The following is a 19405-nucleotide window of genomic DNA, read 5'->3' as shown; positions in this document are numbered from 1 at the left end:
GTGTGCACAAACTTTTTCGCTACAAAAAAAATTGGAAGATCCTACAGGATCCTCCAATTTGAAAATATAGCAATGGCTATCCTTTAGGCCTGACCACGAGGGCAGCCAGAAAGGAGAAAATGATGGCCGCCGATATGCCGGCGCTTGTTACTTTGAAAATACCGGATATTACCCCGATCCAGCCTTGATCGTGCAGTTCGGTTAAGGCTCCGTGAACGAGCGCATTACCGAAGCTTGTAATCGGTACGGTAGCTCCCGCTCCAGCGAACTTGACCAATGGCTCATATAAATCGAAGCCGTCTACGATAGCCCCAATGACGACTAACGTCGACATCGTATGCGCCGGCGTCAGCTTGAGAACATCAAACATCAGCTGACCGATTACGCAGATTCCTCCGCCAACCAGAAACGCCCACAAAAAAATCATGCCGTCTTACCCCCCTTTTGCACTTATTGCCACCGCATGCGCAATGCATGGAATACTCTCGCCTTGCTGGAAGGAGAGCGGAGATAACAATGCGCCGGTAGCAACGACCAATATTCGTTTCAATTCGCCTTTCTTGATCCGCTTAAGCAAATGACCGTATGTGACAACCGCGGAACAACCGCAGCCGCTGCCGCCCGCTTGAACCTTCTGCTTCTCAACGTCATATACCATGAGGCCACAATCGCCGAATACCGTATCGTCCATCGGCACGCCATTTTGGATCAGCAGCTTCTTCGCGATCGGATGCCCCACACCGGCTAAATCGCCCGTTACGATTAAGTCATAATCTTTTGGCTGCCGTCCCGTATCGTTAAAATGGGCTTGGATCGTATCGACCGCTGCCGGCGCCATTGCCGCTCCCATATTAAAGGGATCGGTGATGCCCAAATCGATGACCTTCCCGATCGTAGCGCACTCCACGACCGGCCCATCGCCTTTATCGGCTATGATCGCTGCGCCCGCGCCTGTTACCGTATATTGCGCAGTCGGCGGCTTCTGAGAGCCATATTCCGTCGGATAGCGGAACTGCTTCTCAGCCGTACAGTTGTGGCTGCATGTTCCGGCTAGCACATGGCTTCCTCCGCCTGAATTGACCACAAACGAAGCGAGCGCCAGCGACTCCATGGAAGTGGAGCATGCACCGAACAAACCGATATAAGGAACGCCGAGCGACCGGGCGGCAAAGCTGCTGCTAATAATCTGATTCATTAAGTCGCCGCCAAAATAAAATTGAAGCTGGTCACGCTCGATGCCGGCATTTTGTATGGCGAATTCAGATGCTTGCTCAAGCAGGAGCCGCTCCGCCTTCTCCCAGCTCTTCTGCTGCATATCAAGCTCGGGATGGACAAGATCAAAGTCAGCTGCCAGCGGCCCTTCACCCTCGTCAGGACCGACTACTGTCGCTTCGCCAATAATTACCGGGCGTTTCTCAAACCACCATGTCTGTTTCCCGCGCAGCATATTATTGACCCCCAGTGCCAAGTATGAGATGGGCAATACCGACGAAGAAAGCCGCCACCGTACCGTAAACAATAACGGAGCCTGCCAGCTTGAACATATTGCCGCCAACGCCAAGCACAAGGCCTTCGCTGCGATGCTCTAGGGCAGCCGAGCACATGGAATTCGCAAATCCTGTTACAGGAACGGCGGAGCCGGCACCGGCCCATTGCGCGATTTTGTCATACACGCCTAAGCTCGTTAAAATAACAGAGATCAGAATAAGCGTTGCAACCGTCGGGTTGCTTGCCGCTTCCTCGGTCATTCCCATTCCGTGTACAAAAAGCTCTTGAATACATTGTCCCACCACGCATATCGCACCGCCAAAAACAAACGCCTTCAAGCAATTCCCGAGAATCGACCGTGGAGGCTCCATCGTTTTGGCGAAGGATTGATATTCCTTTGGCGACATCGACATTTTTTTATAATTGTTTTTGCTTTTGCTTTTTACAGCCACTGCAGCATCCTCCTATTCCGCTACGGCTTCTCCCTATGCGCGTACTCGAAGCTCCGTAACCGTTATGCTTTCTTCTCGTTCATTATTTGTAATAGCAGGAAGCAATATTCCAGCAAAAAAAAGGATTGCCCGGACTAATGATCTAGTCGCGGGCAATCCTTCATTCAAAAACATATCGCAAACAATAAAAGGACAAGTAAAACGTACAATATAAGCACAAGTATGCTCATTAAATAGCGTTGCTGCCGCTTCGTGGACACAAGCGCTGCTCCCCTCATACCGGGCATTTATCTACAGTATATGCCAAACACCTAGTGAAGGAGCCTATCCCGTGCGATTAAGGTGGGCAAACGCTTTGCATTTACTCTTCAACTATCATGACGCCTTTCGCTGCCAAGTTGTAAGTCCCGCTTACAAGCTCGCCGGTCAAGAGCTCATTGCGAGGCCGTGCGCCAAGCTGCAGTTCGGCAGCTTCTGAATTATGGTTCAAAATAAAGGTAAACGATTGGCCGTCCTTGTTCCGGCGGGTTACCTCGACTCCTGCAGGAGCATCCAACAGCGGCTCGATCCCATTTTCCTTGCAAATGTTCGTTAGAAGCGATTGAAGGAAATGCTGGTCAGGGCTGGAAGCGATATACCATGCTTCTCCTTCGCCGAATTTATTGACCGTTACAGCAGGCATCCCTTTGTAGAAATCAGAGCCGTACTCCGCGACAACCTCAGCGCCTTCTGAATGAATGAGATCGCAAAGCAGGCTGCACGTATAGGTTCCGCTTAACGCGCCGTCTGCTTTTCTCATCACCATTTGATTTTGCTGGCCAGGCAGCAAGGCATCGATCTCCTCTGCCCAAATGCCGAGCACTTTGCGAAGCTTGCCTGGGTAACCGCCAGTCGTGACAAGATCACTTTCGTTTACGATGCCGCTGAAGAAGGTGGTGATGAACGTTCCGCCGCGCGCGACAAAGGCTTCAACCTTCTCGGCAAAGCCCGGTTTGATCATGTACATAACCGGAGCTATAACGAGATCATACTTCTCAAGACTTTCTTCCACGCTGATCATATCGGTTTGAACGTTCAGTTCAAACAGCGCGTCGTAATATTTATGAACCTCGTCCACATATTTGAGCGCTATGCTTGGGCCGCTCGACAGTTCTACTGCCCAGCGGTTTTCCCAATCAAATACAATTGCAGCACGCGCATCAATACGCGAATCAAGCAGCTTATCCGACAGCTTGGTAAGCTCATGACCAAGCTCCGCGCATTCGCGGAAAACGCGCGTATGCTCGTGGCCTACATGCTCAATGACCGCGCCATGGTACTTCTCGCATGCTCCGATCGAGCGGCGCAGCTGGAAGAACATAACCGTATCGGCGCCGTGCGCCACCGCTTGATAGCTCCACAGCCGCATGACGCCTGGACGCTTCAGCGCGTTATAGGCTTGCCAGTTTTGCTGGCTTGGCGTTTGCTCCATTAGCATGAAGGGCTGGCCGCTCTTCAAGCCGCGCATCAAGGCATGTGTCATCGCGGTATAGCTGACCGGAGTATCAATCGAAGGATAGTTGTCCCATGACACCACGTCCATATGCTTGGCCCATTTAAAATAATCAAGCTCCGGGTATGTCCCCATTAGGTTAGTCGTAATTTGTATGTTAGGCGAATGCTTGCGGATTTCATCATGTTCAATCAAATAGCAATCCAGCAACGCATCCGATTGAAATCTGCGGTAATCAAGCGAAATGCTTTGGAAGTTGGTACGATTGCCGCCCCATTCCTCGCTAAGCGCATTCGGAGGGACAATTTCATCCCAGTCATAAAACGTATGGCCCCAGAAGCTCGTATACCATGCTTTATTTAGTTGCTCAATCGTACCGTAGCGTTGTTGCAGCCACGCCTGAAAGGCGTCTGCACAGTTGTCGCAATAACAGTAGCCGCCATATTCATTGGAAATATGCCAAGCAACAAGCGCTGGGTGATCCTTATAACGCTCAGCCAATTTGCCGGCGATCAGCTTCGAATATTTGCGGTATGCCGGACTGCTTGGGCAAGAATTGTGGCGACCGCCAAATTTACGCTTGCGGCCCTCATAATCGACGCGGGTTACATCCGGATATCTTTTGGCCATCCATGCCGGATGGGCGCCTGTACTTGTAGCTAAGCAAACCGAAATTTTGTCATGATGCAATTTATTTATTATGTTGTCCAACTCTTCAAAGTCATACGTATCTTCGTTTGGCTGTATGCGGGCCCATGAAAACACATTTACCGTCGCAACATCAATGTCCGCAAGCTTGAACATGCGAATATCTTCTTTCATTGTCTCATCGTCCCACTGCTCTGGGTTATAGTCGCCGCCGTACCAAATTTTTGGAAGTTTAGAATTGATCATAATTTTTAATGTTCTCCCTTCGTTTTTCACCTGATGACAACGAGGGAAGAGAGCTCATGGTATGAGCCCTCTTCATTGCTGCCTATTTTAAACTTATTTCGACCAAAGCGCCACGCGATCTTGTACCATTTTTGTAAATTCAGCATTCAATTTAGCTACGCCTGCATCCTCAAGATCCTTAAGGAAAGCATCATAGATTTTATCAAAGTCAGCCGGTTTAGCAAGAATCGCTTCAGGAATGCGTTTTTTCATAATGTCTTGCGTTTTTTGGAAAATAACGTTCGCTTGCGAGCCTGTTTCGAACGGAAGCGTCCAAGCTGCGCCGTATTTGCGCTCTGGGAATGCATCGTCAGCAGGCCACAAATCTCTGTAAGTTTTTGCGTTGTATTTTGCAAGCGTCTTCTTGTCTTGCTCCGAGTACGCCGTTTGAATTTGCTCAGGGAACGTCGTCGTGTAATAGTTGCCGGATGGATCCTTCACGCCGTCGCCATAACGAGCCGACAGCAAGTAGTTGCCGATACCTGTCGTTTTCTTAAATGTATTGTTGTCGTTCGACTTCTGAGCTTGGACGTCGGCAGGAATAACGCGTTTGCCGCCTTCAATGTTGTAGTGCTTGCCTTCAATCCCCCAGTTAACAAGTACTTGGCCTTCATCGGAAGCCAGGTAATCAAGGAATTTGATTAGACGAACAGGATCTTTGGCATTCTTCGTGATCCCTATTCCGTAGCCGGAAAGGTATCCCGTGCCTTGAAATGAGTGATCTTGGAACGTGTCATTCAACGTAACAGGGAAACGAGCGTAAGTCGCATTGAATTTGCCTTCTGCTTTCAATGCGTTTTCCGCATCGGCGTAATCCCAGTTTTGGTCGATTAAGCCCAGAACCCGACCAGATGCCACTTTAGCTTTGTATTGGTCGTACTTTTGAACGAAGCTTTCTTTGTCAAGCAAGCCGATATCGTTCATGTGGTTCAACCAGCGGAAATATTCTCTTTCTTCCGGGCGTTGATAGTGCATGATCGCTTCATGCGTTTCTTGGTTAACGTAGAACTCGCCGTCATCCGGCGCCCCTGTTGCGTAGAAAGCAGGATTCGTCACGGAAATCAAGATTTGCCATTCGCCGCCGTTAAGCGACATGCCGATTGTCGGCTGGCCGTCTGCCGTTTTAGGGTTTTTCTCGATATAAGCTTTGATTGCCGCTTCGTAATCTTGTACGGTTTTGATTTCAGGATAACCGGCTGCTTCAAGCACTTGATGCTGCAGTTGGAAGCCGCCGCCCGCTTCAAAGTACGTTTGTCCTACGCCGTCTTGTGGAAGCATATAAATCGCATCGTCATCCTCGCTCCAGCGAAGGCGGTTGAAATATTCGCCATAAATCTTCTTCAAGTTCGGAGCGTGCTCTTCGATCAAAGGACGAAGGTCGATCATTGCGCCAGCATCAACCAATTTGCCTGCGCTGCCTTTAGGCATAACAAGGTCCGGATAGTCGTCGCTTGCTACCATTAGGGCGAACATATCGGAATCGGTGCCGCCAACAGGAAATTCCTGTTTAATCGTAATACCTGTTTTTTCTTGAATCGCTTTACCTACGTCGGATTGCATGTCATCCCAGTTCGCGTTATTGTCTCCTGATGCTACGCGAATGGTGATCGGTTCAGCCGCTGCGCCTTCGTTCGTCGAATTCGTTGCTTCATTCGTCGTTCCGCTGCCCGTGCCGCTTTCATTATTCGAATTGCCGCAAGCTGTTACGAATACGAATACAAGTGCTAACATCAAGCTTAATGCCGTTTGCATCTTTCTTTTCATCGCTGGAAAGCCTCCCTTTTTTCTTGTGCACGTTGATGATCATGTATATAACAGGAAACCTGCTACTACCAAAATTAGCTTTTTACTGCTCCAAGCGTCATACCCTTTACGAAATACTTCTGAAGGAAAGGATACACCAATAGGATAGGTACGGTAACAACAATCGTAATCGCCATCTTAATGGATTCAGGTGAAACCGATGCGATCGCTTGCTGCGCATTCGGGTCACGGTAATTGCTTCCCGTTTGCGTAGACAGCAGCACCTTCATCAGCTCGTACTGCAATGTCGTATTTTCGGGACTCCTGTTGTTGAACAGGTAAGTGTCAAACCAGGAATTCCAGTGGCCTACCGCAATGAACAAAGCGATTGTCGCAAGCACGGGCTGGCAGAGGGGAAGGATAACCTTCCAAAATATCGTCCAATCATTCGCTCCGTCGATTTTTGCTGATTCTTGAAGCGCGTACGGCAGTCCGTCAATGTAGGAGCGGACTACGAACACGTTCCAAACGCTCAAAATAGCCGGAATGATGTAAACCGAGAATGTTCCGATCATTCCAAGATTTTTCATAAGCAGGAAGCCAGGAATCAGGCCGCCAGTGAAATACATCGTCAGTGCGAATACGACTGACATCCATCTTCTTGCCTGAAAGTCGGGACGGCTTAACGTGTAAGCCATCATGGAAGCCGATAGAACACCGATTGCAGTACCTACTACCGTACGAATGACGGAGTTTTTAAAGCCGACCAGCAAGCCGTCGAAGCCAAAAATCGTCTCGTAGTTTTTCAAGGTAAATTCCCTAGGATATATGGTCAACCCGCCTCTGACGGTGTCCACTGAATCGTTAAACGAAATCGCAAGTACGTTAAGGAATGGATATAACGTTACAATAGCAATGATTGCCATGAATAAATAAATGAATGTGTCGAATACTTTATCGCCAGTAGCTCTTCTAGCCGTACCTTGCATATGCCCTGCCTCCTATATGATTGATTCTTTGGTGACTCGTTTGTAGATTCCGTTCGCGGTAAACACGAGCAGGATGCTGACGACGGAGTTGAATATACCGATTGCCGTACCATACGAATACCGGCTCATTTGAATTCCGTACTTCAGCGCATACAGATCGAGAACCTCTGAAAAATCGGATACGAGAGGATTGCCCAGCAAAAATTGTTTTTCAAAGCCAATGCTTACTAAATGACCAATGGATAAAATGAACAGGACCATAAAGGTTGTCCGTATGCCCGGCAGCGTGATGTGCCACATTTTGCGGAAACGGCCTGCGCCATCTACCGTCGAAGCTTCATATAACTCGGGATCGATACCAGCCATAGCCGCTAAGAAGATAATGGAGTTCCAGCCCATTTCCTTCCACAGATCCGATAAGGTTACGATGCCCCAGAACCATTCGCCCTTAGCCATAAACTGAATTGGCGAATCGATAATATTTAAGTACATAAGCAATTGGTTGACTGCGCCGCCGTCTGTCGAAAGCATCTTCGTCACCAATCCGGCAACGACTACCCAAGATACAAAGTGAGGCAAATACGAAATGGTTTGAACGGAACGTTTGAAGAACTGCCCTCTCATTTCATTTAATAATAGCGCGAAAATGACAGGAACCGTGAAGCCGACGATCAGTCCCATCGTACTCATGGCAAGCGTGTTGCGCAAAACGATATAAAATCGCTCGTCCTGGAACAACTCTATGAAATTATCGAGCCCTACCCACTTCTGGTCCAAAATCGAATTTTTTGGCTTGTAGTTTTGAAAGGCGGTTAACCAGCCCCATACAGGTACATAGCTGAATATGAATATCCAGATAACGAATGGCAATGACATCATATACAAGTAACGCTGCTGAAAAACTTTGAACCAAAACCGGTTCTTTTTGTTTGCGGTCCCTGCTTTAAGGGCACCTTCTGTTAGCGGTTTCATCGCTGCTCCTCCTCGTGTTTTTGCTTCCGGCAAAAACGGCTTTGCAAGCTACTAGTTTGTCTCTCGTAGCTTACCCTCTCTTATCTGTACTTATCATAAACGATGCATGCCACTACCTTGCACCCAACAAATTAGACTTAAAATCATATCAAAATACGCACTTTCAAGCGCTTTCATAACCGATGGTTACAAATAATTTTGCCATAAAAAAGACGCCTATTTATCAGCCGGCTCTAACAGCCAGAAGAAATGGGCGACCTTTTTCCATGCAGCTTTATCCTTTTTATCGCTTCTACTCTTCTATTCAGAGGCCGGCTTGCCAGACACGCTCTTGAAAGAGGAAGGAGAAACACCCTTATACTTTTTGAATTTGCTGTGGAAGTAATCGACATTCGCATAGCCGACCCGCTCCGATACCTGATGCACCTTCAGCCCCTCTTGCAGAAGCTCGATCGCGTGCTGGATGCGCACCTGATCCAAGTAAGTATTAAAATGCTCCCCCGTATAGTTTTTGAACATTTTGCCGAGGTAGCCGCTATTGTAATTAAACAGATCAGCCAGCGTCTCCAGTTTAATGTTCTCGCTGTAGTGACGTTCAATGAAGTCCGTCATTTGCTTCATAACGGACAAGCTGTCCGACTTGCCTATTTTCGCTGCCAAATCCGAAAGCCGCTTCCGAAGCTGATCGATCATTTCATCATAATGATGCGCAAGATACAGAGCGGTAACCATCGACAAATCCTCCTGCACGGAAACTCCCGGATTGGACGCGGTCGCTTTGTTCAATACGATTGTAAGCAGCTGAGCCCAGCTTGATTTGACGAATTGCTCCGATATGTCATACGCGCAAATGTGCTCGGAAGCCTCTTGCAGCGCCTTGTCTACCCCATCCTTGCTGCCGATATCGAGCATGTAATAAAGCTTCTGCGCAAGGCTGTCAATCGAAGGCGCTTCGCTTTGGATAGGCTGCTCCGATTGCTTACCATGAAGAAACAATGATGCCAAGTGAATTTGCTGCCCCTGCAGCATAAAGCGCTGCTTCAGCAACCCCCGTACGGCAGGCGTCCAATTCTGCAGCTCACCGGGATCGCGAACCGAATCGCTTGCTGCTGCCGCGAAGCGCACCCTCGCGCCGCAGCATTCCTCGATCCATTGCTTCATTTGCTCTCGCGAGCCATTTTGCAGCAAAAAATCTTTTAGCAGCACCCCAACATAGGGCTCAGCCGAGAAAACAAAGCCCAGCTGCTTCTGCTCGACAATTTCCGCAAGCTTCTTCTTAAGCGTTGCATTCATCGTAAGGGAATGCTCTCTGCTGTAAAGCTCGATTAAAAGCAGCTGATAATATTTTGCCGGCGCTCCTAATAGCGTTTTCAATTCTTGGGTGCTAGATAGATTCGGGTCAAGCTTGCCCGCAGCAAGCTGCTGAAGCATCTCCTCGCGCAGAAGCATCGTCGATTGTTCCGCATTCAGCTGCTGCTCTGACTGTTTTTGGAGACGGGTGCTGATGCGCTCGACATAGCTCTCCAGCTCATCCTCATCGATAGGCTTTAAGATATAACCGTCTACATTATGCGCTATCGCTTGCTTCGCATAATCAAACTCGGCATATCCGCTCAAAATCAAGAAGTGGCAAACTGCGTCCGTCTTCCTTATTTCCTCTATCGCTTGCAGCCCATCCATGCCAGGCATCCGAATGTCGATGAGAATCAAATCAGGACCAAGCGCCGCATGTTTCTCCACCGCCTCTCGGCCGTTCGATGCTGCTCCAACGACGGCAAAGCCGTATTTGCCCCAATCCACTAACGTCTGCAGCCCTTCTCGAATCATCGGCTCGTCGTCGACAATAAGCACTTTATGCAAATGGATGACCCCCTATCGGAATTTCAAAAGTAATTTGGGTACCAAGGCCCAGCTCGCTCTTAATCGTTAAGCCGTAGCTGTCGCCATAGATCATGACTAGCCGTTGATGAACATTGCGCAGCCCGATCCGGTACTCCTCCTCTTCTTCCATATCATGAAGAGCTTCATTAATTTGATCGATTTTGTCCTCGCCAATGCCTACGCCATTATCGACAACCTCTATGCGGAGCACACGTTCAATCACCTGCGTCGTTAACGAAACGAAGCCGCCCTCTGCCACATTTTCCAGCCCATGAACGACCGCATTCTCGATAAGCGGCTGAATAATGAGCGGCGGAACTTCAATTTCCTGTCCGGCTTCGTCGATATCAAGGCGGAAGGCCAAGCGATCATTCCCGTATCTGAACTTTTGGATTTCCAAATAGCAGCGTACCATCTCCAGCTCGTCCTTCAGGGCGATTTTACGCGTTCCAACCTCTAAATTGCGGCGAATCATTTTGCCCAGCATACGGACGATTGAAGAGATTTCCGTCTCGCCCTTGATATGCGCCTTCATACGGATCGACTCCAGCGCATTGAACAGAAAATGCGGATTGATCTGGCTTGCCATCATCTTGAGCTTAATCTCTTTTTGCCTGAGCTGCAGCTGCGCCTGCTGTTTGTGCGATTCCGCTACCTCATCCATTAAGCCGCGTATGCTGACGACCATATTGTTAAATTGTTTGGATAATATGCCGATCTCGTCACTGCCTGTCACATTCGAAATGACATTCAAGTCGCCCATTGCGACCTTGTTCAAATCTTTATTCAAGACGAGCATCCGCTTTGCTAAAATCGCCGAGAAAATATAAATTAACACAAACGCGATAAGCAGACTTAGCATAATGATGCCGAATCCGAGCAAGCTTATGCGATTGGCCCCGCTTACGATGCTGTCAATCGTAAATACGGAGACGATTTTGAGCCCATTGCGGCTTGAATCAGGAAGCAGATCCTCGATTACGATTTTGGATGGCTTGCCGTCATATTTAAGCTCGTAGGTGCCCTTCGCTTTATTCGTTAGTTTACTGGCAAAGTCTAATTCAGATATGTTTTTGCCCACCCATTCAGGGTTTTTGGCGGCAATCATATTGCCGCTATCATCAATGATCATCGTATCGAACGGCTCCTGGCTGATCATCGCGTTCAGCTCGTCTTGGTTAACCCCGATTACCAGCACGCCGCTTGTCCGGTAGGTTGGAAACGTAATTTTTCGAATGAGGCTCAAATATTTCCGGTTGTTCTTCGTTTCGTCGCGAATATAACCCCAATGAATGCCGTCCTCCCCTATCGCTGACTTATACCAAGGCTCCCGTGCAATAGGGTCGGTCAATTTAAGAAATTCCCAGTTATCTAGGATGGTCATATTCGTCGTGTAGAAACGGATGTTGTACACTTCGCTATATAGGTGGATATAGTCGCGAAAATCGCGGTAATCCCAGAACGCTTTGACAACCTCGAAGGTCGAATCGTACTGTGTGTTCACGACATTGGTCAACCGGCTGTCGACGAGCAGCTTATCCGAAATCTCAATCGGCATCCGTATAATGTCCAAGGTCTGTTTCTTGATTCGCTCTACGTTGTTCGTAATTTGCTGGGTTGCCTGGTCGAGTACGTTTTGGCGAAAAGCGACCGTTAAAAATATGCCAACGATAAGCACGGGAACAAATACAACAAGAATAAATGAAAAGATCAGCTTGTTTTTTATGCGTATATTGTTCATCTTGTTGGCGATCGAACTGATCCTAGTTTTCATATCATCTGCTCCCTCCCCTCATTGGGAAAGCGTTTACTTTTTTGTGCAAAGTTCTGAAGCATCCTATATTATAAAGCGGGCATGGGCGCATTCATACATAACTTATTCGTTATTTTATCATATGGAAATTAGACATTGCCCTTCCTTGGCTTCATGTGTTAAAAGTGAATATACGCTGCTAAGGCTGTCAACAGCTACTAACGCCTAAAACTAGGAGGACCTATATGGATATCCATATCAGACAATTAACAGCTGACAATCAAGACGATTGGATCGACTTTGATGATAGCTTTACCGTTGATTCTATCCTCATTTTGCATGCAAACCATAATAAAATCGGATATACGGTAAAAGAGATTCCCCGTTATGAGAAAAGCTACTCCAGTGATCCAAACGAAGAAACAACGGACTCTGACTACTCGGCGTACATCGCTAACCCGAATCAAATCGTATATCTAGCGTATCTGGAAAATAAAGCGGTCGGCCAAATCATTTTGAAAAAAAACTGGAACCATTACGCCTATATCGAAGACATCAAGGTGGACAAGCAATCCCGAAGATCTGGCGCTGGCCGCCTATTAATCGAACAGGCTAAGCAATGGGCGAAGTCCGCTGGCTTGCCGGGCATCATGCTAGAAACGCAAAACAATAACGTCAGAGCGTGCAAATTTTATGAAAGCTGTGGATTTGTTATCGGCGGTTTTGATTCCTTTCTATACAAAGGTCTTGATGAGAGCAGCAATGAGATTGCAATCTTCTGGTATTTCACGTTTGAGTAGCTGAGCCGCATGCAAGCGCAAAAAACCGCTCTGATCAGAGCGGTATGCGGTACGATGAATGTTTTTCGACGACATGCTCGCCTTGGTTGTACAACCATTGGAAGGTAAAGCGGTCGCCTGTATACCCCGTCTTGCTGCGTATATCCGGAGCAATAACCGTCTCGAAATGTTCCAAAATAATTTGCTCCATCGAGGAAAGACGCTCCTCATTCGCCTCAAGCCGCTGCTCAGCCTCTTCATCCGATTGGGCAGTCTGAGAGAAGTAGGCAAACGCTGCCTCCCTGTCGCTGATCGAATCCGGCAATGGATGCCCCGAGCCTCGAAATACTTCCTTCACGGTATCGATCCAATCCTTATACAAGTTAATCTCGATTTCATTCTTCACTGCAACTAGCTCCTCTGCCAATGTTCTATGCTAGTTTAAACAATAAAGCCGTTTTTCGGAAAATGCAACCGCAGCCGCGCAAAAAAACGGTGCTGTCCAAGGCCCGTATTGCAGCTTTGAACAGCTCCGTACATTCGTATGAATGAAAGCTAACCTTATTGAATGTGAAAATAGGATAGCTTAACGCTTCCCGTCAAGCCGATAACCAGATCGCCCTCAGGCTTCATGGCGGACAAGTCAATCCGAACGGTTTGCCATTGCTGCTCGCCGCTCGCCGCGACGGTGCAAGCGCCGATTGCTGAACGAACCGGGCTGCCAATCGTAACCGATAACGAGCCGCCCTGTTCCCCGCCGCTGACGCGTGCTTCCAAAACCGAAGAGCCGTTTGACCAATCGATATCCTTGAACGCGATCCAGCCTTCGGATTGCGATAGCCGGACAGCCGTGCCCCCCTCTTTGCTCTCGTCCAAATAAACATGCGCATAATCATCATAGTTCTCTGCGCGAGTTTGCAGCGATAAATTGCGCTGCGGAATCGTTTCTCCCACTATCGTGATGGTGGCAGACACTTTAACGTCATCGGAGGAGCCGCCAGCCGCAAACGTATATGCAGCACTTTCAAGGCAGAACCGGCCACGCGTTACATCCCAAATCGCAAGCTCTTCCGCAGGGACAATGATTTGCACATCCTTTGTCTCTCCCGGCTGCAACGTGATCCGCGTAAAGCCAACAAGCTTCTTCAGCGGGCGCTCAACCCGCGATCCTTCCGTACGGACGTACAATTGCACGACCTCATCGGCGATAACGGCAGACTCGTTCGTTACCTGCAGCTTAGCGGTTACGCTGCCTTCGATGTTAGCCGCGTTATTTGTTAATTCAAGCGGGCCATAACGGAATGAACCGTAGCTGAGGCCGTAACCGAACGGGTACAAATGCTCGCCGTCAAAGTACAGGTACGTTCTTTTGCCCTTCAAAATGTCATAGTCCATCAGGTCTGTCAGCTGCTCCTCGGATTTGTACCAGGTCATATTAAGGCGTCCTGCGGGCGAATAGTCGCCAAAGAGCACGTCTGCGATGGCGTTGCCGAGCTCTTGCCCCGCATGCGACAAGTAAACAATCGCCGGTATTTTCTCATTAACCGCGTTCAGCGCAAACGGATAGCTGCCGATGACGACTACGGCCGTATTAGGATTAGCCGCGAATACAGCGTTGATTAGCTCGTTTTGCGATGCAGCCAAATCAAGGCTTGGGCGATCGACCTCTTCCTTGCCGTTAATGAGCGGATTGTTGCCGACGAAGACGATTGCCGTTTCGGCCGCTTTCGCTGCCGCAACCGCCTCAGCGATGCCGTCCGTGATAACATCCTTCGTGAACAGCTCGTTAGTCCCAATCTCAGAAGCTTCTGTAATTTGCAAGGAATCCGCACCGCCGTTCGGAGCCGATACCAGCTTGCCGTTCCACGTCCGAATCGCAAATTGATTGCCTGGCTGCTCGTCAAGCTTGAAAACTTCCTTCACATACCAGCCAAATGCTTCGGTTGCCGATGCTGCGATATTGACATCATCAGCGCTTGTAAGCAGCTTGCCGGAGGTTTTGCTCTCTAGCGTGAAGCTGCCCCAGCCCCAATCGGTAACTTCAAACGTCTCGCCAGCCGCTTCTTCCGATTCGCCGGCCTGCAGGCGGCTTTCAGCGTTCGTTGAAGCTTGCAGCGCTTTGCCGCTTGCAGCCGATTTCAATACAACGCGGTCGTTGCCGCTGCTGTACGAAACGGATTTGCCGGCGAGCTTGCTCTTAACGCCTTCAAGCGGCGTCACTTTGTATGGAAGCGAACCGGAATACCAGTCGCGGTATACGACATCGGCAAGCGGCCCGATAACGGCTACGCTGTTTAGCTTTTCTTTGTTTAGAGGCAGAATACTGCCTTCGTTTTTCAGCAACACGATCGACTCTCGCGCAGCTTGCAGCGACAATTCGCCATGCTCAGGCGCGCACAGCTTCGATTCCGGCACGTTGGCGTAAGGATTTTGCCCCGATGGATCAAACTCGCCCAACCGGAAGCGCACGCGGAATGTGTTGATGAGCGCTTTGTCCAAATGCTGCTCCGTCAGCAGCCCTTCTGCCAGTGCTTCTCGGATCGCGGCGCATGATTTCTCTTTATCATCCGTGATGCTGTCAATGCCGGCTTTGATCGCATGCGCCACCGCATCCTTGTAGGAGTCGTAATAGTGATGGTCATTGACGATTCCAAGCAAGTCGCCTGCATCGCTTACGATGAAGCCGTTCATGCCCCATTCCTCTTTCACCACTTTATTTACATCCTCATGCAAAATCGTCGGCGTACCGTTGACCGAGTTGTACGAGGTCATCATGGAATGCGCGCCGCCCTTCACGAACGCCGGCTTAAACGCAGCTTGATAATACTCCTTCATGTTGCGCGGGTCGATGCTCGCCGAGCAGCTGCCGCGATTTATTTCATTGTTATTGCCGATAAAATGCTTCAAGGTCGCAACCGCTTTGAAGTAAAGCGGGTGATCGCCTTGGATGCCCTGCACGAGCGATGCCGTCAGCTCGCCTGTCAGCTTCGGATCTTCCCCGTAAGCCTCCTCCGTCCGGCCCCAGCGCGGATCGCGCTCCATATCGACCGTTGGCGCCCATAACGTCAAACCGTTAATGGCCGGATTGCGCTGAAAGTAAACGCGCGCCTCGTCGCCAATGACCGAGCCCACTTCCTTCAGCAGCACGGGATTCCACGTGCAGCCAAGCCCGATCGGCTGCGGGAACGTCGTCGCTTCGCCCAGCCACGCCATGCCATGAGCCGCTTCTGTTCCATGCTTATATGGTTTTATGCCTAATCTCTCGATTTCCGGCTGATATTGCACCATCGATTCCACTTTCTCATCCAGCGTAAAGCGAGATACAAGATCGGTTACCCGCTCTTCTAGCGGAAGCTCTATATTTTCAAAAGGAAAACGTGTATTGGTCGTCATTATGGTTACTCCCCTTCTTTGGTTGTTGTCGTTAGGCTGTACCATTCATTTTTGATTGTTGGGAATGGCCTAGTTGCATCAATTGTTTTGCCCTTGGAAGTATGAACGTTAATCGCTTCTTTGGAACTTAGGCTGCACGGCAAACCATGCGTAGAGAGAATGCGGCCGCTCGTCAGCTTTCCGTCCTTCCACTCGATATCAACGACAAAGCCGCCTCTTGCCTTAATCCCTTTAATATGGCCGCTCGGCCACGCAGCCGGAAGTGCCGGCAGAAGCTCAATGCTGTTCAAATGGCTTTGCAGCAGCAGCTCGGCAATGCCTGCGGCTCCGCCAAAGTTGCCGTCAATTTGGAACGGCGGATGATCATCAAACAAATTCGGATGCGTCGAGCGCGCAAGCAGCGTATGAATGAAGCGGTAGGAGGACTCTGGCTCCTTCAGCCGCGCATACAGATTAATGAGCCAAGCACAGCTCCACCCCGTATGTCCGCCGCCGTTCTTAATGCGGCTCTCAAGCGATAGCCGCCCTGCTTCAACGAGCTCCGGCGTTTCTTCCTGATTAATCGTCGTACCCGGATATAAGCCGTATAGGTGCGAGACATGGCGATGACCCGGCTCATGCTCCTCAAAATGCTCATGCCATTCCTGTAATAATCCGTTAGGTGCAATCTGCAGCGGCGGCAGCTTGAGCCTCGCAGCGGCGAGCCGCTCCGCAAAAGCTTCATCCTGCTTCAGCAGGCTTGCAGCCGCAATGCAGTGAACAAACAATTCGCCAATTAATGTAATATCCATGGCAGACGATTCCGCTACGCTGCTCGGTTCGCCTTCGGAGGTTAGAAATTTATTTTCCGGCGAGGTAGAAGGCGAGGTCATAAGCAGCCCTTGCTCGTTCTCCTGCAGCCAGTCCAAGCAAAAGAGCGCTGCCCCTTTCATAAGGGGATAAGCTTTCTCCCGCAAAAAATGTTCGTTCGGATTATACAAATAATGCTCCCACAAATGCTGCGTCAGCCATACGCCGCCAAGCGGCCAAAACGCCCAGCTTGGATGTCCCGCTGTTGGGGTTGATGTGCGCCACAAATCAACATTGTGGTGGGCTGCCCAGCCCGAGCTGTTGTAATGAATCGCAGCTGTTCGCGCGCCTGACTCGCTTAGCTCCTCAATAAGCTGGAACAACGGTTCATGGCATTCGCTCAAATTGCCAAGCTCCGCGGGCCAGTAGTTCATCTGCGTATTTATATTTGTCGTATAATCGCTGTTCCAAGGCGGCTGCACCCGGTCATTCCAGATGCCTTGCAGGTTAGCCGGCTGCGTTCCAGGACGCGAGCTTGCCATCAGCAAATACCGGCCATACTGGAAATACAACGCTTCCAGCTGCGGATCTTGCTCGCCTCTTTTATAGGCTTCAAGCCGCTCGTCAGTAGGCAGATGGGCATTAGGCGTTTCCCCTAATTGGATCTCTACGCGCTGGAACAAACGGCGATGATCGTCAACATGGCGCACGCGCAACTTTTCATAGCCAAGCGATAGTGCCGCTTTCAGCACGAGATTGTTTTGCATGCTAATGACGTCCGCGTTCGCTTCTGGCTGACGATCAAAACCTTCAAAGCTTGTTGCCGCGCTGAGCAGAAAAGTAGCGGAACGAGCGCCGCGAATCATTAATTGCTTGTCGCCGTTAACACTGGCCTCGCCGCCATCCACCTTCACAGCAAGCTTCGTTTGAAACGTAATGCCAAGGTCCCTTTCATACTGGACTGCCCTCGGATGATCGCCCAAATAATTGTCCGCGACATGGCTTGGACAGCGTCCGTGCAGCACAATAGAATGGTTGTCTTGTGAGGAAAGCTCGAACGGTACGGACGCTTGCAGCGATGCGGTAAGCTCCAGAAGCTCGTCTCCATCCGCTTCAAATCTTGTGCAAAGCACTTGATCGACTGCGCTGACAAACGTCTCGCGTGTATACGTGGTTCGTCCGAGCTTGAAGCTTGTCATGGTGATGCCCGCGTCAATGTCAAGCTTGCGAATATAACTTTCAGGCTGATCGTTTTGTTGTGCAAAATGGTGCTCTAAAAGCCAATCGCCCATCGGCTGATACGATTCGGTATTAGTTCCGAGCATTTTCGCCTCAATGAGCTGCTCAGCCTCTACAAACCGCTTCTCCGCAATCAGCTCCCGCGCACGCTTCAAATAACGGAGCGCTTCGTAATTATTAGTATCGCGGGGAAAGCCCGACCAAAGCGTATCTTCATTTAATTGAATCCGTTCCTTATTCACGCCGCCAAATACCATGCCGCCTAATCGGCCGTTGCCGATCGGCAGCGCTTCTTCCCATCTGGTAGCCGGCTGCTTATACCAAAGATGCAGCGGGTGTATCTGCTCTGCCTTATTTGCCATATTATCGGTCTCCTGTTTAAAAAAACGGTTATTATCCATCATAACGGATTCCCCTTCTCGAACAGTACCCATCAGATTTCAAACAAAATCATATGTAAATTAGCGCTTGCTTGCGGCAATGGTTATTTTTGTTGGTTTTTAGGGAGGTTGTCTGTGAATCGTTGCATGGGAGAAATGGCGCATGCGTTACACCATGGTCGCACGATAAGCACACGTCTATGGCAATTTCTGCTGCAAACTAAAAAAATGGCTGAGCTGCCTTTACCAAGCGCTCAACCATTTTTAAGTTCCGTTCTATAGGCCTGCTGCGCCAAATACTTTATCGAAGCCGGCTTTGGAGCGCTGAACGAGCTCTTCCGGCGATTGCGATGGAGCCTCAGCGGTCAAAATCTCCTGCGACACCGCGCCCTTATAGCCGATACGATCAAGCGCTTGAAGGAAGCCCACAAGATCAATAACGCCTTCGCCCGGATAGATCCGGCCATTGTCGAGCGCTTCTGCTACTGGCACGTCTGGCGCGTCATTAATATGGACATGCACGATTTGATCGGCGCGAAGCGCTTCGATATCGGCAATAGTCAACTCGTTCGTATACCAGTGGTATGCGTCAAACAACAGCCCTACGTTGCTCTCGCCAATCGCGTCGATCCATTCCAGCGTCTCCTCAAGCGTCCAAATGAACGGGTTCGCCCAGCGTGTACGCAAGTGATGCGGACCAACAAACTCAAGTCCGAGGCGTATGCCATATGCGCCAAGAATTTGCGCGCAAGTACGCAATCTGCGTGTTGCCAATGCCATAAAGCGAGCGGCCTTCAAATCCGTGGAAGGCAAAATATACGTGCAGCAGCTCGTGCATCCAAGCGCAGCTGCGGCTGCGGCGGAAGCAGCAAGCTTCTCCAAACCTTCCAGAAACGCCTCTTCCGTCGTTCTCCATTCTACCGGCAGCCCGATCGAGCCAATCACCACGCCGTTCTTGGCAAGCAGCTCGCGTGCCTGCTCTACCCCATGACGCTCGATCAGCGATCCCGCATCCAAATCCACAGCCTGAAAACCATTTGCCCCAGCAAGCTCAATGAGGCGTTCGTCACTTTCTATGCGGCCAAGCCCTGCGCCGGTTAGTCCTCTTAACATGCGGTTTCC

14 protein-coding genes and 2 pseudogenes are annotated in these 19405 nt (G+C 49.7%); 1 reads left to right on the top strand and 15 read right to left on the bottom strand.

The features are described from left to right. Positions 1–76: 76 nt before the first annotated feature. The 9 genes from spoVAE to A7975_RS01135 all read right to left on the bottom strand — a co-directional run bounded on the left by spoVAE (position 77) and on the right by A7975_RS01135 (position 11724). Positions 77–427 (bottom strand): stage V sporulation protein AE, encoded by a 351-nt coding sequence (gene spoVAE, locus A7975_RS01175; protein WP_053375378.1) that lies wholly within the window; start codon positions 425–427, stop codon positions 77–79. A gap of 6 nt (positions 428–433) precedes the next feature. Next, entirely contained in the window at positions 434–1447 is a 1014-nt protein-coding gene (spoVAD, locus tag A7975_RS01170; RefSeq protein WP_053375377.1) for a stage V sporulation protein AD, read from the bottom strand. A 1-nt stretch (position 1448) separates the two neighbouring features. Then, positions 1449–1901, bottom strand: coding sequence for a stage V sporulation protein AC (spoVAC, locus tag A7975_RS01165; RefSeq protein ID WP_053377740.1), 453 nt, complete (start codon positions 1899–1901; stop codon positions 1449–1451). 400 nt (positions 1902–2301) lie between these two features. Further along, entirely contained in the window at positions 2302–4326 is a 2025-nt protein-coding gene (locus A7975_RS01160; RefSeq protein WP_065383902.1) for a beta-galactosidase, read from the bottom strand. Between the two features lie 93 nt (positions 4327–4419). Continuing rightward, a complete protein-coding gene (locus A7975_RS01155) occupies positions 4420–6129 on the bottom strand; it encodes an ABC transporter substrate-binding protein (protein WP_053375375.1) in 1710 nt (569 codons plus the stop codon). Positions 6130–6203: 74 nt separating this feature from the next. Further along, positions 6204–7097 (bottom strand): carbohydrate ABC transporter permease, encoded by an 894-nt coding sequence (locus tag A7975_RS01150; protein ID WP_065383901.1) that lies wholly within the window; start codon positions 7095–7097, stop codon positions 6204–6206. Positions 7098–7109: 12 nt separating this feature from the next. Next, a complete protein-coding gene (locus tag A7975_RS01145) occupies positions 7110–8069 on the bottom strand; it encodes an ABC transporter permease (RefSeq protein WP_065383900.1) in 960 nt (319 codons plus the stop codon). 300 nt (positions 8070–8369) lie between these two features. Further along, positions 8370–9896, bottom strand: coding sequence for a response regulator transcription factor (locus A7975_RS01140; protein WP_483295898.1), 1527 nt, complete (start codon positions 9894–9896; stop codon positions 8370–8372). Between the two features lie 25 nt (positions 9897–9921). After that, positions 9922–11724 (bottom strand): sensor histidine kinase, encoded by a 1803-nt coding sequence (locus A7975_RS01135; protein WP_053375371.1) that lies wholly within the window; start codon positions 11722–11724, stop codon positions 9922–9924. A gap of 224 nt (positions 11725–11948) precedes the next feature. On the opposite strand from A7975_RS01135, the gene A7975_RS01130 reads away from it, so the two are divergent. Next, positions 11949–12503, top strand: coding sequence for a GNAT family N-acetyltransferase (locus tag A7975_RS01130; RefSeq protein WP_065383898.1), 555 nt, complete (start codon positions 11949–11951; stop codon positions 12501–12503). A gap of 34 nt (positions 12504–12537) precedes the next feature. Here the strand turns inward: A7975_RS01130 and A7975_RS01125 are convergent, their stop codons facing one another. From A7975_RS01125 to A7975_RS01110, 6 genes and pseudogenes are all read right to left on the bottom strand, one after another. Continuing rightward, positions 12538–12888 (bottom strand): hypothetical protein, encoded by a 351-nt coding sequence (locus A7975_RS01125; RefSeq protein ID WP_053375369.1) that lies wholly within the window; start codon positions 12886–12888, stop codon positions 12538–12540. A gap of 155 nt (positions 12889–13043) precedes the next feature. Then, a complete protein-coding gene (locus tag A7975_RS01120) occupies positions 13044–15875 on the bottom strand; it encodes a glycoside hydrolase family 3 C-terminal domain-containing protein (RefSeq protein ID WP_065383897.1) in 2832 nt (943 codons plus the stop codon). Between the two features lie 5 nt (positions 15876–15880). Next, positions 15881–16165, bottom strand: a complete 285-nt coding sequence (locus A7975_RS35595) for a glycoside hydrolase family 95-like protein (protein WP_483295897.1) — start codon at positions 16163–16165, stop codon at positions 15881–15883. A 24-nt stretch (positions 16166–16189) separates the two neighbouring features. Continuing rightward, positions 16190–17380 (bottom strand): annotated as a pseudogene (locus A7975_RS35590) (glycosyl hydrolase family 95 catalytic domain-containing protein); the annotation flags it as partial. Between the two features lie 105 nt (positions 17381–17485). Beyond that, positions 17486–18265: pseudogene (locus A7975_RS35585) on the bottom strand (glycoside hydrolase family 95 protein); the annotation flags it as partial. Positions 18266–18559: 294 nt separating this feature from the next. After that, positions 18560–19396 carry a sugar phosphate isomerase/epimerase family protein gene (locus tag A7975_RS01110; RefSeq protein ID WP_065383895.1) on the bottom strand — a complete coding sequence of 279 codons (837 nt, stop codon included), beginning with the start codon at positions 19394–19396 and terminating at the stop codon, positions 18560–18562. Positions 19397–19405: the final 9 nt, after the last annotated feature.

The sequence above is a fragment of the Bacillus sp. FJAT-26390 genome, assembly GCF_001682865.1.
Taxonomy (GTDB): domain Bacteria; phylum Bacillota; class Bacilli; order Paenibacillales; family Paenibacillaceae; genus Pristimantibacillus.
This window is presented reverse-complemented; position numbering and strand designations above follow the sequence as displayed.